This is a genomic window from Mastigocoleus sp. MO_188.B34 (assembly GCF_030065675.1).
In the GTDB taxonomy this organism is placed as follows: Bacteria; Cyanobacteriota; Cyanobacteriia; order Cyanobacteriales; family Nostocaceae; genus Mastigocoleus.
This window is the reverse complement of record NZ_JASJDK010000042.1, coordinates 1-16,626: the sequence shown is the minus strand read 5'-3', so window position 1 is coordinate 16,626 and position 16,626 is coordinate 1. Positions and strand designations below refer to the sequence as shown.

Genomic DNA, 16,626 nt, shown 5'->3' with positions numbered 1-16,626 from the left:
ATGTAAAAATCAAGGTTGACGAGGCATGATTTTTACTTTTACCAAAATTTGACTTAATTCAGGAGATCTACCACCGCTTTCAGCAGGGACATATTCTCGGTCTTGGAAAATTTTTTCTGCATACTCTTGGTATTTAGGTGGTTTTGCTAACAAACTGTTGAAACTACCATCTTGATTAATAAATATCACTGCTTCAAATTCAGTTGGCTCGAGAATATTTTCAGTCGATAGCGACAGAGAATTTATCTCTTTAAGGTCAAATTCTTTTCTCCTGCTCGTTATGTCAGCTGCTTTATCTTGTATATCTTTTTTCAAAGCAGTGCGATCGATTTCCCAAGTTGCGACAAATCCTCCAATATTAGATTCTGGTAGAGGTTTTCCTCCATCCGTTATGATATCTGATTGATTGGGATTTGGAAATGGATTTTTTAAGTCTTCCTGCTCTCCTGTACTTCCATTTAAATCGTTATTAAGATCGTTTTCGGAAGGCTTATTGTTGGCTATCTTTGGATCGGGTAGGTCTTCAGTTTCTAAACTACTGTTTTCGATAATTTTTTCATTCGGAATTTGATTCTTACTGTCTTGCTCAGAAGTATCTGTTTGAGGGTCTGAAGATTCATTTTTTGGTTTTTGTTGCTCTTGTTGTGCAAGTTTTTGTTGTAGAAGATCTTCCTGGCGTTTTTGTTCGGCGATTTGTTCCTGAAGCTTTTGTTGAGCAAGCTTTTGTTGAGCAAGTTTTTGTTGCTCGAGTTTTTGTTGTAGAAGATCTTCCTGACGTTTCTGTTCGGTGATTTGTTGTTGAAGCTTTTGTTGTAAAAGTTCTTCTTCAAGTTTCTGCTCAGCTATTTGCTGCTGAAGCTTTTGCTGGGCTAGTTCTTGCTGTTTAATAACATCAACTCCGCTGGAGTCTTGATTTTCTAAATCAGTTTTTGTTTTCTGTGGTGGAGATGCTGAATTTAATTTCTGAGATCTGCTTACTTGTGAAGATAGCTGTGAATTTATTTTTGTTTGTGATTCAGATTTAAGTTTAGGCTTTGGCTTTAAATTTGGTTTCACAGAAGATTTTTTATCAGAAGAAATTCTTATTAATTCAATTGGAACTACAGAGGAAGAACTTCCCGCAGAATCAGAACTAAACTTATATTGAGCTAGCAGCAACAAAGCAAGTAAATGCAAAACAACAGAACTAAAAAATAAAACTATCCACAAGCCTGGTGGATCTGCATGCTTTTGTTGATTTTTAGTCGCAGTCGAGACTCGATCACTAATAGACTGTGTCATAAAAAAACTACACTTCCGTCTACCGTCAGTGCTATTACTTATTTATAATAGTTAATTTGCTTCTCTTATGTTAGCGATTTGCCACGACTTCAGGGTTAATAATAAAAGTTAAAACTGTCTCATCAACACCTTTTAGTCCTAAAGAGCTACCTTTTGTTATCTCTTCATCCTTTAAATAATCAGCGACAGCAGCAGAAACGAGTATCGTACCAGGTTCTGCTGCTTGTTGTAACCTTGCAGCAATATTTACACTCGGACCAATCGCAGTATAATCTGCACGTTCTGAACTACCAAACATTCCCACAACAGCAGTCCCTTGATGAATACCACAACGGAATTGCAAACCATTACGTCCATCTGTTTCAAATAAACCTTGTTCTGACCATTGTTGGTTTAATTCCGCAAGCGATCGCATCATTGCACGACCTGTGTTGATCGCACGATGGACTTGTTGGTTCGGCGTGAGTTCTTCAGGTGCGCCAAACAAAGCTAGTATGGCATCTCCCATAAATTTGTCTACCGTACCACCGTTATCAAACACTGCTTTGGTCATTGCTTCTAAATATTGATTGAGCAATTCTGCAACTCTTCGCGATCTAAGGGTATTTGCTAGCTGTGTGAAACCTACTATATCGCTAAATAAAACCGTAATGAGGCGGGGCTCTGGTCGCAAATCTAAGACTAAATCGCCCGTTGCAGCTCTGTTAACTAGTATGGGGGGTAAAAAACGGTTCAGTACTGATTGGGTCAAATAAGTATTTAACTCCACTACTCGTTGTTCGTTTTCTTTTAAAGCTAAAAGATTTCGTACCTCTGCTAATAATTCGCGATCATTAAAAGGCTTTGCTAAATAAGCATCTGCTCCCCTTTCTGTACCTTCTACCCGACTGTCTTCATCAGCTTTTGCAGTCAGTAAAATAATTGGAATACCCTTCAAATTCTCCTCACTACGAATCATTTGGATCATTTCCAACCCGGTAACAATCGGCATCATTAAATCGGTAACAATTAGGTTAGGTGTAATTGCTTTTGCTTCCTCAAAACCTTCGGAACCATTACGTGCAGTCTTTACCCTATAGCCGTTTTCACGGAGTATTCCAGAAACATAAGCTCGCAAATCTGGATTATCATCAACAACCAAAATTAGTGGCGATGTTGGTGAAAGTGAAGAATTACTTTCATCTTCTATTCCTAACTGATTTTCTCTTTCTTGCTCTTGAGACTCCAATAAATCTAAATCTGCTAATTCAACATTTGCACGGCTAGGATTTATTTCTGCTAAAGTCTCTTGTACTTGTTCGAGATTTAAGTGCTCACTACCAGGGAGCAATGAAACTGTAAATATGGTTCCAACCCCATATTCTGACTGAACAGTAACTTGACCTCCATGCACCTCCACTAATTCTTTAACTAACGCCAAGCCTAAACCAGTTCCTTCATAGGAACGATTTTCTGAACCCTCTGCTTGACGGAAGCGTTCAAATAAATGAGCAATTTGTTCTTGCTTAATCCCGATTCCAGTATCCTGCACTTGCAAAATGCAATTTTCACGGTTAGGTCTAACTCTAATCGCGATGGTTCCACCTTCGGGGGTAAACTTCATCGCATTGGAAAGGAGATTGTAAACGACCTTATCAAATTTTTCTATATCTAAGTATATATTGGGGCATGTTTCAAGTTCTGTAACTAATTTCAGCCCCTTTCTCTCACAGTATGGACGAAATGATTCAACGATTTGATGAACGAATTCTACTAAATCACAAGGATGAAATTTTGGTTGCATCCTACCTGCATCCAAGCGTTGTAAGTCTAATAATTGATTGACAAGCCTGAGCAAACGCCGCGAATTTCGCAAAGCAATTTTGCTTTGAGATGCTGATAAACCTTGCTGTGAAGTTACTGCTGATTCTAAAGGTCCTTGAATTAAAGTAATCGGAGTACGAAACTCGTGGGAGATATTTTGAAAAAATTCAGTTTTTTGTTTATCTAATTCCAACAGACGTTCAGCCTGTTCCCGAGTTTTTTGATAAAGATGTGACTGCTGTACTGCAATCGCAGCCTGTGCTGCAACCGTTTTTGCTAACTCAATTTCTGAAGGTAGCCACTTACGAGTTTCATTGTATTCGTATAGCGTAATACTGCCAATACTTTCACCATCTGCCAACAAAGGTACAAGCATTAAGGATTTTGCTGCTATTCCCTCATGTAACTCAAATCCCTGTAATTGGTGTATCCATGCTTTTGTATCCCTAATTATTACTGGTTGTTGCGTTCTCAACATTTCCTGTAATATCGGATGACCTTCAATGGGGATTTGTAGCTGTAGCAATTCCTTGGAATTAGAATTACGCTGCTCCTTTGTTCGCTCGATAAGATTGACTGAAGAGTTAGGAATGGTTTCTAAGCTTTGGTAATAACCTACGCATTCGGTAAACTCATCTGAATCTGTCCATAGAGATAGCACACAAGCATTTACTTGCAATGCTTGCCCTAATTGCTCGGTAATAGCAGCAAAAATATCTTCAGGATCCAAGCTTGATCGAATGGCACTTGTGATTGTATTAGTTAACGCTTCTTTTTTGGCAAGAGCGTGGGCGCGTTCGTAAGCGTAGGCTTGTGATAAGGCTAAAGCTGCCTGATCTGCGACCACATTTACTAAGTCGACTTCATCTTCTTCCCAAATCCGAGATTTTTGACATTGATGTAATGCTAACATTGCCATCAATTCTTGGCGGCAAATGAGTGGCACTATCAAACTAGAACGGATTCCAGAAACGTTAAATGCACGCATGCGCTCTTGTGACTGCACAGTCTCTGCCTGTATTACAGAATCTGCCGTAACATCTGGGATTGCTAATACTTCTCTAGTTTCCCATACAGTTTCCGCCAAACAAGAATCTGTCAACGAAGATGATGAACCTATTTCATTACTGCTTGTTTCTAGCGATTGCAGTTCATTGCTATTCTGTTTGACTGCAAGAGAAGGGTTTTGATAAATGAATTTTTCATCTGCTAACTCCCCATCCAAGAATGGGCGTAACAAACAAACATCTGCTTCTAGCATATCCCCTACGCTATCAACAATTGTTTGTAAGATTTGTCGATAATCTAAGGTGCTGCGAATAGTCCCAGTTACGGTGTTGAGTAAATATTGTTGACGCAGGCTACGAGATATTTCACGGGTACGAGCTTTAAGAACGTTATGGGTATCAAGAGCTTGGCGTACTACCGCCTTTAGTTCTTCAGCTTCCCATGGTTTAGTAACATATTTGAATACCTTACCAGAATTAATTGCTTCTACTAAATCTTCTACATCTGTATAACCGGTCAAAATGATCCGCATTATATCGGGATATTGAGTTGCTGTTAAGCTCAAAAACTCAGTACCGCTCATCATTGGCATCCGTTGATCGGAAATAATCACCGCCACATCTTCTTCTTTTGCCAACAAATCAAGAGCATCTGGACCAGAATTTGCTCTCAACACCTTATACTCCCGATAGAAAGTGCGATAAAGCAAATCTAGGTTATCAGGTTCGTCATCAACGACCAAAATTTTCGACTTTTTGTTTGCTTGGGAACTCATGCACCGCTTTCCTGCTGCAATGGCAGTCGGATAAACAATAATCTCATCAGTTATACATACCTCTCAATCGGGCACAAGCAGATCATTCGACCAGTAAGACTCAAAGCCTACATGACTGCTAAATAAAATAAAATAATAATTTTCTTCACAGCTACTTGTTGGCGATCGCTAATGCGGATTGCCATCTGCTTTTGTACACCCTATGTTCTAGAATTATAAGTATTAGTTTTACAGAATCGATGCTTGCTTGCCAAATTTTGCTTCACCTCCAGTAAGAAAAATTTCATTCCATCTGCAGTTTTAACGAATGAGGAAAAATTAACTGCAGTCGTATATCTAAGTTTTCCCGTCTTTATCTCATCCCTAACATATTCCAATAAATATTTATATTGAGGCTTACTTGGCGATTGGGCAACATCAGAGCAATAAAATTAATCATGGGCAGCTTTTATACTTGTGGGCATGGGATAAACAAACTCTCTTTGCGATCTTGGTAAGTATTTCTAGCCTTGAACGGTATTTTAGTATTGCGTAACTACAAAAACTCGGGCATGATGGCATGATATATTTTCAATATGCCGATGAGAAGCATAGTATTTGAGCATAATATTATAAATACTCTGTTTTACTAATATGGGTGACCTCTAGGAGCGAAACTCAAATATTATTTATGCAGCTACTAGTTAAAGTTTTATTATTTGCAAGCTCAGTTTGATTGATTCTCTATAATTAAGGTTTTCCCCACACTCTCAAAAATCAATGCAAATAGTTTACCAATACTCACTTAAAGTAGAAATAAAATGATAATTGATTTTTGATTAAAATTTCGATTTGACTGTATATTCCTTAAAGCAGTAATTAACTTTATTGTGTGAACCCATAACAACTACATCAATCATCCTGAATTATGTTCAAAGATGGGCAACAATCTACTAAAATTGGCTTGATGGTTTTGAACCGCCTGATTTCCACTACCAGGAAACCCTAGTAGGAGCCAATATACATATTGATTGTCCGATAACCTCATTAGGTTGACGATCCACAGTAACTAAATTGTATGCTCAGAATTATGATTTTATACTTAATGAGCTTATCCTATATAATTTTCAATTTAAATTTATCCCAACCCGTCTATCTTACTTAAATGTACTTTATCTGACATAATTGAAAACAATAATTGAAGCCTTGTTTTTATTGTGTTGAATATTAATTCGGCAGTCGATGTTAGGTGAATGTTTTCCACAGACATAATAGAAATTTATATTTATTAGAAATAAATCTTTGAAAAAAGTTAACTCTAGGTTTCCTTTAAGACCCTGGTTTTATAATCAATCTAACCAAGATATATTTACATCCGTTACGAATCAAATTTCATCCCCATTGCAAATCCGTCCAGCCAACCCAGACGATCTCAGTGCTGTAGCCCAAATTATTGCTGAAAGCTTCCACTCTCAAAGTGGTGTTTGGGGTTTGCTGTTTCCTTTATTACGTTTGGGTATTTATGAAGATTTACGACATCGTCTTGCGTTATCAGCACCTCACCACATTTGTTTAGTGGCTGTTGATATAAATGGTAATGAATCAAATAATTTAGTGGGAAGTGTTGAATTGGGCGTGCGCTTTAGTGATTCCTGGACACAAAGTGGTCGTAACTTTCCTTATCTCTCAAATTTGGCGGTCAATCCAAACTATCGTCGAAGAGGGGTGGCTTCTAGCTTATTACTTAGTTGCGAGCGAGTTGCTCTTGCTTGGGGTTTTCAAGACATATATCTCCATGTATTAGAAAATAATCATCAAGCACAGCAACTTTATTTCAAACAAGGATATCGCGTACAGAAAGTAGAATTTAGTTGGAATAGTTTTATATTCCGAAGATCTCAACAGATTTTTTTACACAAACATTTGAATAAAGATCTAAAATCTTAATTATTTGTTTCATTTTGTTTAGTTTTTTTTCGTTCAAAAATTCGATACATTAACTTAAATTTTCGCGCTCGTCTAAAAAATCAAATTTTGACTTGCTGTAATATTTTTCATTGTTTTTGAGTCACACAAAGACTATGAAAAGAAATTAATCATAAATATTATCAGAACTTACGTAATTGTCACAATACACCGGTCGTGCGTGACACTCAAAACCTTATTCATACGTTCAGGTTAACTCGGTTGCGTAAGTCCTATATTATGAAAGTAGTACATTAAATAATGTATTTTGTCATTAAACTCTATTGAATCTTATTTTTTCCCATAGAAATTTAATAATTTTTCATGTTTTGGGTGGTTTTTTTATACCCACTCAATGAATTTTCGTTACTAAAAATAGCAATTTCAAATAAATAATTTGTGAGGTTGTGAAATCAATAAAAATATTTTGCACGAAAATATTTGCTTATTTTAAATTCAGAAGTTTAATGCAAGAAGATTAATGCAAGAAGATTTAATTACAAAATATTTTATTAACTTTTTTTGATACTCACAATAATATTTCTGATAATGTCAATTACCTTAAAGATAGAAATTCTTTATTTGTCGTCGTTGGATATTAAGTTATAAAAATTAAAACAAATTTGATAATCCTTATACTAACTTTGTCAGCAAAATATCCATCTTTATCGAAAATTTAAGTAAAGCCATAGACTGCTAGCAGACAAACAAAGTCATGTATCATAAAATATGATCAATCAATCAAATGATAATGACTGTTTTTGCTATTTCTAGTTTCAATAGCTGAAAAAGTTGTTAGTGATGAAAAAATAAATTAAAAGCTGACTTTAGCTTTGAAAAAGCTAGACTAGTATAAAAACTATCAAAACTCTTGACAAACACAAATGGATAGCGAAAAGCGCCTACGCTATCAAAATTCTATGGTATCTACTTATTACCCTAACACTAGATTATTTGAGTGTATTGTTATCCCTGACGAAAGAGAGCGAGAAGAATGTTCTGACCTACTTACGACTCTGCGCAGTGGTAAAGTGCTGATGGTAAATAGTCGCAGAAGAAATGGATTAATTTTATTCAAGCGTTACCACGCAGAGTTTGCAGGTCCTGGTGCTGTTGTTGGTGGTAATTATGACTTAGATTGTTATGGTTTACTACCAATAGGAAATCTTTCTTTATTAACTCCCGAATCCCACGAAGAACGCCAAAAAGCTTATTTGATTAGGCGTCAATGGGTGAGATTGATTAAGCAAATTACAGAAAATTCTGTTCCACAGCAAAGAGTACAAAAGATTCTCGACCAGTTTGAAGAATATTTTCCAGTTGATATTGTATCTGAGTTACCATCAGAAGCTTTTGCAATGTTAGTCGGGGTCTTACCACAAACTGTGATAAAAGTTAGAGGTTTGGCTTCCCAAAAAACAGGTGTTTCTGATTATTAATTTTAATTATTTCATCTAAGTCTTAAGTCTAATTATTTAGCAGTAACTTGGGGATAAAGACTGTTTAAAACAGTTTTTAATCTTTTTATTGTTCGGATATTTTCTTCTGGAGTTCCAATAGTAATTCTTAGCCCACCACTAATTTGTCTGACAAGAGTACCGTTGTCTTTTAGTTTTTGAGTAAGAGTTACGAAGTCTTTTTTTTCGGGATTAAGCAAGTCTTGCTGGAGTTTTAGAAAAACGAAATTAGTTGAACTTTGCCAAATTTTTAATTCTGGATATGTAGAGAAAGTCTCAATAAATTTTATCCGCTCTGAGATAGTTTGGGAAATAGTTTCTAATAGAATGTGACGGTTTAGTATTGCAATTGAAGCTGCTGCAATCGAAAAGCTAGGAAGATTGTAAGGTAGACGAACTTTTTCCAGAATCGCAATTAAATTTGAATTAGCTACGCAATATCCAACTCGCATCGATGCTAACCGAAAAGCTTTGGAAAATGTGCGTAATATTATCCAATTAGAGTGATTTTGCAATTCACTAACTAAGCTATGCTGACAGAATTCAAAGTAAGCTTCATCGATTACTACTAAAATATTGTCAGGTATTTTTTTTAACCAGTCTATTTCTGCTTTAGTTAAAGGATTAGCTGTAGGAGAGTTAGGATGAACGACAAAAATTACTCGGATTGGTGGATTTTGAGTTTTTTCTATAGCTGCTTGTGCTGATGTTAAGTCTATTTCAAAGTTTTCTTGATTTCTCCCTACCTCTACTACAGGAATACCAAGGGTTTTAGCAGTAATTCCATACATGGAAAATGTGGGATTTGCAACTAATATTGAACCTTCTCCCAAGCAAGTTGCAATTAAGATGGAGCGGATTAATTCATCAGAACCATTACCAACAGAGATATTATTCGCAGTCCAAGTATTTGGGGAAAGAGATGCAGACTCATTTACATATCCTGCGATCGCGTTCTTAAGTTGTTCGTGTCCACCGTCAGGGTAGCGATTAGTTTCAATTATCCGTTCGTAGTCAGAAGCTAATTTTTGTTTCAATTCAACTGGTAAGTCGTAGGGACTTTCATTGGTATCCAAACGGTCAAGCTGCGTAGCAACGGGTTCTGCTGTATTGCTACCAGGATGAGGTTTGTAAGCGCTGAACTTAGCTAAATCGGAACGAATAAAGGGAAGCATAAGAGTAAACGAGCAGTAGATACAAAAATTGAATATTAACTTCGATGCTATATTGCTAAACCGAGTTTCGCAAGATTCATTACTAGTAATATATGCATTTTCCGCTCGAACTCAAGCTCAAGTTTAAATTTAAGGAATGAGAATTTAATAAACTGCAACTCTGAAATTTGGAATGGTGCGTTACGCGATGCTAACAACACCCTACTTTTGTACTTTATTTAATCTACATTCCTAAGTTTGAGTTAGGTTTCAAATTTAAATTCAAAATAATTCCAGCAAAAACTTTGAATTTCCTGCCATATTTGAGGAAGCACATCACCTAAACTATGGTCGCTATCAAGCTCAACTAATTTAACCCAAGGACGTTGACGAGCAAAATCACGACTAGCTTCAATGGGAATAACCTCATCATTTTTCCCATGCAAAATTAAAGTTGGAATGGGACGTTTTAATATTTCTTCTGAATATTGGGTTGCATCTTTAAGAAACTCATAACTCAAAGGTAGTTCCCGTTTTTCCCTGTAGTGATAAACCATTAAATATTTTTCCTGCTTCCAACGCTGTATTTTTTCTTCTCCGAGTTTTGCTAACCAATGGGATAAAAATCCAAAAGCTGGAGCGAGTAATATCAAGCGCTTCACTATTGGGTGTTTTTCTCCCAAATGAACTGCAGTTAATCCCCCTAAACTGAAACCAATTAAAGTTACAGGTAACTCTACATTGTCGAAATATGCGGTAACTTGCTTTACTTGTCGCGTAATTGTTAAATGAGAAAAATCATTATTATTTAGATCGGGAATTCTCAAATTAATTTTATTCTCTGCGAAGTGTTGTTCTATGTAACGGGCTTTGTTAGAGTTCGGACTAGATGCAAAGCCATGAAGGTAGATATATTGCAATTTTTTATTCAGGGAACAGGGAATAGGGAACGGGGAATAAGTAAATTTCCTAAGAGTTGTCGCAAGTTATACGAATCATTATTTTTGCCTGTAGGGGGCGCACGGCGGTGCGCCCTAATAAAAGGTATATTATTGTGAAACCTCTATTGTGAAAATTCCTTAAATCATCGCATTGTGACAAATTCTTCTGCTGATGAGGGGTGAATACCAACGGTAGCATCAAAATCTTTCTTTGTTGCTCCCATTTTCACTGCGATCGCTACACCTTGAACAATCTCCGCAGCGTAGTCACCGACCATATGCGCGCCCAAAACCTCGTCATTTTCGGCATGGACTATCAGCTTCATCATTGTCCTTTCCTGTTGATCTGGCAAAGTATAAAACATTGGACGGAAGCGACTGCGGTAAATTTTGACGCCATTTTCTCCAAATTTTTCCTTAGCTTGTGCTTCCGTCATACCTACCGTTGCTGCTTCCGGTGTGGAGAAGACTGCTGTAGCTACTTTGTCATGACTGAATATTCGACGGTTATTACCAAATTCACTGTCAGAAAATGCTCGACCTTCACCAATTGCTACCGGAGTCAAGTTAATTCTTTCAGTTACATCACCGACAGCATAAATATTGGCTTGTGTCGTTTGACTGTATTCATTGACTTTGATTGCATCTATAGTGCCATATCCTGGACCTTCAACAGAACTATCGACCAGTTCAACACCTGCATTTTCTAGACCCAATCCATCGACATTTGGAGCGCGACCGGTTGCAACTAAAAATACGTCAGCAGCGATCGTTTCTTTTGTTTCCCCAGATAAATTTAGTTTTAAGCCTGTCGATACTTTCTCTACGGATTCAACCACAGTATTTGTAATGAGGCGGATACCATGGTTAATCATTCCCTCTTGAATATTATTGCGGATATCCACATCAAAACCCTTGAGTATCTTATCTTTGCGAATAATTTGGGTAACTTCACAACCCAAACCACGCATAATACAAGCAAACTCGGTACCAATGTAACCCGCACCAATTATGGCAATATGCTTTGGTTTTTCTTTGAGATAAAAGATTTCTCTCGAGGTGATACCGTGTTCCATACCAGGTAAATCTGGTTTAATAGGACGTCCACCAACTGCAATTAAAATTTTATCAGCTGTAAATTTACGCCCATCTACTTCTACTGTATGGGGGTCGATCAGGCTAGCACGACCTGTAATTAGTTCGACACCCGCTTTTTCCAAAAAACTAATATGTAATCGCGAAAGTCGTTTAACTTCGTTATCTATAGAAGTAATGAATTTTTCCCAGTCAAGTTCTACATCACCGACTTTCCAACCATAACCAGCAGCACTCTCAAATAAAGAAGGAAAATGAGAACCATAGACCATTAACTTTTTAGGAACACAACCGCGAATTACACAAGTTCCACCTACTAGATCGTTTTCAGCGATCGCTACCTTTGCTCCATAACTCGCAGCACGTTTGGAAGCTGCTAAACCACCAGAACCAGCACCAATCACAAATAGGTCGTAGTCGTATGACATATACTTAAAAATGAGTATCTCTTGTAATTATTAAATCCTAGAGGAATTACCGAAGATAAAGAATAAATAATACAAACGTATTTATTTACTCTAACCTTGTCATTTTCATCCTCAATTTAATTTAACGTGAGAAATTCTTCTGCGGTAGTGGGATGAATGGCAATGGTATCATCTAAATCTTGTTTGGTAATACCTTTACGAATAGCAACGCCTAAACTTTGAATAATATCAGCAGCATGTTCTCCTACCATATGAGCGCCTAAAACTCGCTCGGATTCTCCTTCTACCACTAACTTCATTAAAGCTTGTTCATCTTTAATTGTTAACTGAGATATCAAGGGCTGAAACTTAGTTTGGTAGCATTTGATGGAATCACCAAATTTTTCTCTGGCTTTTTCCTCGCTCATTCCTATACTTGCTGCTTCCGGACGGGTAAAAACAGCAGAAGGGACATGTTCATAATTCACGGTTTGGGGCTGATTACCAAAGACTGTTTTAACAAAAGCCGTTGCTTCTGCTTTGGCTACAGGGGTTAATTGCAAGCGATCTGTACAGTCCCCCACAGCATAAATATTTTCCTGGGTGGTACGACTATATTCATCAACTAGGATTTCTTGATTTTCTCCTAATTTAACTCCTGCATTTTCCAAACCTAAATTACTGGTATTGGGAGCGCGACCGGTAGCAATCAGAACACTATCTGCGGTCATAATTTTTTGGGAATGACCAGCAATAGTTAACAACAAATTGTCTTCACAAAATTTAATTGCTTTTGCCGTACTATTACGAATAAAACGGATTCCTCTATTGCTCAATCCATTTTGAACGTGGCGACGAATGTCCCTATCGAATCCAGACAAAATGATTTCACTGGTATCAATTACAGTTACTTCACAACCAAAAGCGTTCATCATGCTGGCAAACTCCACTCCTATGTAACCACCACCAACAATTGCAAGACGTTTTGGAAGATGGGGTAACTTAAAAATTTGGCGGGAAGTAATGCCATATTCGATACCTGGAATATGGGGTTTTGTTGGTTGCGCACCCACCGCAATTAAGAATTTTTCGGCTGTAATGTTGCGTCCGTCAACTTCAACTGTATGTTCGTCAATAAATTTTGCCTGACTCCGGAATAATTCAATCCCAGCCTTCTGAAGTGTCTCTTGATAAGATTCCTGGATACTTTTAATTTGCTGATGTGCGGAATTAATAAAACGCAACCAACTAAAATGTCTTTTACCACCGCTCCAACCGTAGTCATGAGCCATTCGATTTTTCAAGGCGAAGTCAGCTGCATAAACAATAAATTTTTTGGGTATACAGCCACGATTCAAGCATGTTCCACCAAGGGCTTCTTTTTCTGCGACTCCAACACGAATGCCGTATTTAGCTGCGGTTTTAGCTGCCGCTGCACCCCCAGATCCAACACCAATCACAAATAAGTCGTAATCGAATGCCATATTTACTTTGTACTTTTTGTCAACAACTCTAAGGATAGAAAATCTCTAAGTATCAGGTGAGTATCTTAAGGAGGGATATTCAAATCTAATGTGAAGATTTTTGTTTTTGATTTTTGTATTTAACTTACCACTTTTTCACTAAAATTTTCCCGATTGTGTGGTTCCCAAAGATTACTAATATCCGGACCTGAGGGAATTATCCCACCTGGGTTAAGGGGGAACAAATTTCCGTAGTAATCCTGCTTAATACTATTTAGATCGCAAGTTTCTGATACTTTGGGAAGTTGATAAAGATCGCGCAAATAAGAACCCAAGTTTTGATAGTCTAGAATTCGACGACGGTTACACTTGAATAAGCCGTAATACACAATATCAAAACGAAACAAAGTAGTAAATAAGCGCACATCTGCGAGGGTTAATTCTTCTCCACACAAGTATCGATTTGTTTCTAAGACTGCATCAATCTCATCCAAAGTTGTAAATAACTCATCACAAGCTTGGTCATAGGCTGATTGAGTTTGAGCAAATCCACAACGATATACCCCATTATTAACTGCATGGTAGATTTTTTCGTTCCACTCATCTATTTGCGATCGCAATTGTTCTGGATAAAGGTCTAATGTGGGGTTAGTAGCAAAATCATTGAACTGAGAATTTAGGATGACAATAATCTCTGCACTTTCATTGTTAACTATTGTTTGAGTTTGCTTGTCCCATAGCACTGGAACGGTACAACGTCCTTGGTAACCTGGTGACCCAAGATTATATAGTTCTGGGAGCGTGCGCAAACCTTCTTCCTCTTGGGGGAAAATCCAAATTCCTTGGTCGGGGGAAGGAGATACTATTGATACTTCTATTGCATCTTCCAAACCTTTTAGTGCTCTTACAACTAAAGTTCTATGAGCCCAAGGACATCCTAATCCAACATAAAGACGATAACGCCCTTTTGCTGGTGGATAGGTATTTTCGGGGTTATTAATATCAAGGGTAGCAATATCAAGGGTACTAGTATCAGTAGTACCAATAAAATTTCTAAACTGACTTTCAGGACGAACATATGCTCCGGTCTTACTACGAGGAGCAAGATTAGACATCATGAATTTCCACATGGTTGTCCAAACAAACTTACCAAGTTTGATAATGAAACCAGATGGGAGAGACTTACCTTTTTTTTTGATTTGTTTGTTCATATACAAAAGTTTTTTAATTTAATTATTATGCTTATTTACCCGGAAATCATCTCATTCATACTGTTGTAAAACATAAGATTTACTAAGGTAAATTGTGCCAAAAATTATTTAGCAGATTATTTAGTAAGTTTTATAATTTACCGTGTAACACTTAATTGAATGAGGTTAGACCAGAAAAATATGGATATTTCAAGTATTCCTAAAGTGTTTTGGTACTCTTTGAGTATCTCATTATTATCGCTTACAACAGGTTTGACAGTATCATCAATTTTTGCAACTAGCGTTTCGGTTGAAGTTGCAAACTCAAAAATAAATCTTAGCAAAAATATTAATAGCGTCCAAAGAATCAATCAGGACTTAAAAAATAAAGTTGAAGAACTGGAGGAAATAGATAAGGCTTATAAAGAATTACAGCAAAAATATAATAGACTTCTCAAGTCTACAAAACCATCAGTCACTCGAGAATTAAAAGAGTTGAATCCTGAGATACAAAAATTTCAGAGTCAGGTAAGAAAAATAGAGAATGAAGACTTGAAAGAAAAAATAATTCAAAATGAAGAGAAACTAGAAGCTATTAATGAACAAATCTCAGTAAACTAAATTATTTATTTTTATATTGTACTTCACATATTTTAAGGATTATAAACCGTATTCTTTTGTGTGTATTAGTTTTCCTTTCCGAGAAAATACCTCCACTTTTAAATTACTTTTACCTAAGGATTCTTTCTCAACACTAACCCTAGTAAAATTATCATTGGAATAAACAGGGGTAACATTAACTAATTTATAAGAATGGGACGAATAAGTTTTTAATGTCCCATCTAACTGAAAACTACTAGCTTGAGTATGGGCATAGGGCCAAAAGAAAGCAGAAGAAACAACAGAAATAATTTTAAAATTAGGTTGTTCTGGGCATATTAACTCTGCTGACATTGAACAGTGAACATCACCAGATAGAAAAATAACTGGTTTAATTTTATTCCTGAAAATAAAGTCAATTAATTCGGTACGCTGGGATAAAAAACCACTCCACTTATCAGAACTTTTTGTTTTAGAATCAGGGAAAAATGGGACTGATGATGCAATAAATTTTATTCTTCTGGAATCATTAGTTAACCAAGTTTTAATTGCCTGCATCTGTTGACTACTAATGATTTGTCTTTCAGTTTCCTCATCACTTAAATAACGTTCAGTTCGAGTATCAGTAATAAAGAAATCACAACAACCATCGTTAAAGGTATACCAAAATTTTGTTGGTGTACCAGTAATCTTACTTTTATCTTCTGATAGTTCAAATAATGGGCTATGACTCAGTTGATAAGTCATATATGCATGAATTGCCACAGGGAAAAGAGTCACCAAATCTTTTTCTGAGGCTTTGGACGGCCAATTATCTTCAATTTCATGATCGTCCAAGGTCATGTAGGTTGGGACTTGCGCCATCAATTTGCGGATATATGGTTGGGAAAATGCTTCTTGATAACGTTTAAAAAACTGATGGATTTTTTGGTCTGCAGCAATAAAGTTAAGATCGTCAGCGTATATTTGGTCGCCAACCATAATTAATCCGTCAGTTTCGACCCCTGAATCTATTTGCCGTAAAATAGATCTAAAAGTTTTGTCACCCCGGTCATCAAATAAAGAGCTTCCTAATATTCGTAGTAAATAGCGACAGGAGCCAAGAATAAATGAACGATTTCGATCAGAGTCTGTTGCTGCTGTTTTAAATTTATATGTTGGAACATTAGACCAATCAAATCTTTCTCCTTCAAGATTTTCCAAATTTTTTCGGTAGCATTTAACCCACCCAATCTGATATTCATAATCTTTTTCGGGTAGGAGATTATTGAAAACTACTACCCCAGTCATATCGAAATTAGGATTTATTCTGAAAATATTTGGTCTTTGAAAATTTAATTCTCCACCTGGGCGAATTCTTGCTATGCCAAAATAGTGAAGTTTTTTATCAAAAAGAGAATTCCACCATTTGAATAAGGCTTGAGTATATTGTTCGTATTTACCACGACCAAATATACGAGCATTATTACCAGTCACAGACCCTAAAATTGGTCCAACAGTTAAAGTCT

General features: G+C 36.6%; 11 protein-coding genes. 3 read left to right on the top strand and 8 right to left on the bottom strand.

Translation table 11 applies throughout. The annotated features are described in order from the left end of the window. Nucleotides 1–9: 9 nt before the first annotated feature. Both QNJ50_RS12260 and QNJ50_RS12255 read right to left on the bottom strand, forming a co-directional pair. Nucleotides 10–1,281, bottom strand: a complete 1,272-nt coding sequence (locus tag QNJ50_RS12260) for a hypothetical protein (protein WP_300635653.1) — start codon at nt 1,279–1,281, stop codon at nt 10–12. Nucleotides 1,282–1,351: 70 nt separating this feature from the next. Next, nucleotides 1,352–4,867 (bottom strand): response regulator, encoded by a 3,516-nt coding sequence (locus tag QNJ50_RS12255; RefSeq protein ID WP_300635652.1) that lies wholly within the window; start codon nt 4,865–4,867, stop codon nt 1,352–1,354. 1,281 nt (nt 4,868–6,148) lie between these two features. Here QNJ50_RS12255 and QNJ50_RS12250 point away from each other — a divergent pair. Then, a complete protein-coding gene (locus QNJ50_RS12250; protein ID WP_300635651.1) occupies nt 6,149–6,793 on the top strand; it encodes a GNAT family N-acetyltransferase in 645 nt (214 codons plus the stop codon). Nucleotides 6,794–7,695: 902 nt separating this feature from the next. Continuing rightward, a complete protein-coding gene (locus QNJ50_RS12245) occupies nt 7,696–8,250 on the top strand; it encodes a hypothetical protein (RefSeq protein ID WP_300635649.1) in 555 nt (184 codons plus the stop codon). Between the two features lie 32 nt (nt 8,251–8,282). Here the strand turns inward: QNJ50_RS12245 and QNJ50_RS12240 are convergent, their stop codons facing one another. The 5 genes from QNJ50_RS12240 to QNJ50_RS12220 all read right to left on the bottom strand — a co-directional run bounded on the left by QNJ50_RS12240 (nt 8,283) and on the right by QNJ50_RS12220 (nt 14,539). Beyond that, nucleotides 8,283–9,443, bottom strand: a complete 1,161-nt coding sequence (locus QNJ50_RS12240; protein WP_300635647.1) for a histidinol-phosphate transaminase — start codon at nt 9,441–9,443, stop codon at nt 8,283–8,285. Between the two features lie 242 nt (nt 9,444–9,685). Beyond that, nucleotides 9,686–10,342, bottom strand: a complete 657-nt coding sequence (locus QNJ50_RS12235) for a YqiA/YcfP family alpha/beta fold hydrolase (RefSeq protein ID WP_300635645.1) — start codon at nt 10,340–10,342, stop codon at nt 9,686–9,688. A gap of 164 nt (nt 10,343–10,506) precedes the next feature. Continuing rightward, nucleotides 10,507–11,886, bottom strand: a complete 1,380-nt coding sequence (gor, locus tag QNJ50_RS12230) for a glutathione-disulfide reductase (protein ID WP_300635643.1) — start codon at nt 11,884–11,886, stop codon at nt 10,507–10,509. A gap of 116 nt (nt 11,887–12,002) precedes the next feature. Next, nucleotides 12,003–13,349, bottom strand: coding sequence for a glutathione-disulfide reductase (gene gorA, locus QNJ50_RS12225; RefSeq protein WP_300635641.1), 1,347 nt, complete (start codon nt 13,347–13,349; stop codon nt 12,003–12,005). A gap of 119 nt (nt 13,350–13,468) precedes the next feature. Continuing rightward, nucleotides 13,469–14,539: a glutathione S-transferase family protein gene (locus tag QNJ50_RS12220; RefSeq protein ID WP_300635639.1), complete on the bottom strand. Its 1,071-nt coding sequence runs from the start codon at nt 14,537–14,539 to the stop codon at nt 13,469–13,471. Between the two features lie 180 nt (nt 14,540–14,719). On the opposite strand from QNJ50_RS12220, the gene QNJ50_RS12215 reads away from it, so the two are divergent. Beyond that, entirely contained in the window at nt 14,720–15,139 is a 420-nt protein-coding gene (locus QNJ50_RS12215) for a hypothetical protein (RefSeq protein ID WP_300635637.1), read from the top strand. 39 nt (nt 15,140–15,178) lie between these two features. On the opposite strand, the gene QNJ50_RS12210 is transcribed toward QNJ50_RS12215, so the two are convergent. After that, nucleotides 15,179–16,626: alkaline phosphatase D family protein (locus QNJ50_RS12210; RefSeq protein WP_300635635.1), on the bottom strand; the 1,448-nt coding region annotated here is incomplete at its 5' end.

What these genes read in the sequence shown, in the direction of transcription:
- QNJ50_RS12260 (WP_300635653.1), bottom strand. Translation starts at nt 1,281, where the DNA reads ATGACACAGTCTATTAGTGATCGAGTCTCGACTGCGACTAAAAATCAA.
- QNJ50_RS12255 (WP_300635652.1), bottom strand. Translation starts at nt 4,867, where the DNA reads ATGAGTTCCCAAGCAAACAAAAAGTCGAAAATTTTGGTCGTTGATGAC.
- QNJ50_RS12245 (WP_300635649.1), top strand. Translation starts at nt 7,696, where the DNA reads ATGGATAGCGAAAAGCGCCTACGCTATCAAAATTCTATGGTATCTACT.
- QNJ50_RS12240 (WP_300635647.1), bottom strand. Translation starts at nt 9,443, where the DNA reads ATGCTTCCCTTTATTCGTTCCGATTTAGCTAAGTTCAGCGCTTACAAA.
- gor (WP_300635643.1), bottom strand. Translation starts at nt 11,886, where the DNA reads ATGTCATACGACTACGACCTATTTGTGATTGGTGCTGGTTCTGGTGGT.
- gorA (WP_300635641.1), bottom strand. Translation starts at nt 13,349, where the DNA reads ATGGCATTCGATTACGACTTATTTGTGATTGGTGTTGGATCTGGGGGT.
- QNJ50_RS12220 (WP_300635639.1), bottom strand. Translation starts at nt 14,539, where the DNA reads ATGAACAAACAAATCAAAAAAAAAGGTAAGTCTCTCCCATCTGGTTTC.
- QNJ50_RS12215 (WP_300635637.1), top strand. Translation starts at nt 14,720, where the DNA reads ATGGATATTTCAAGTATTCCTAAAGTGTTTTGGTACTCTTTGAGTATC.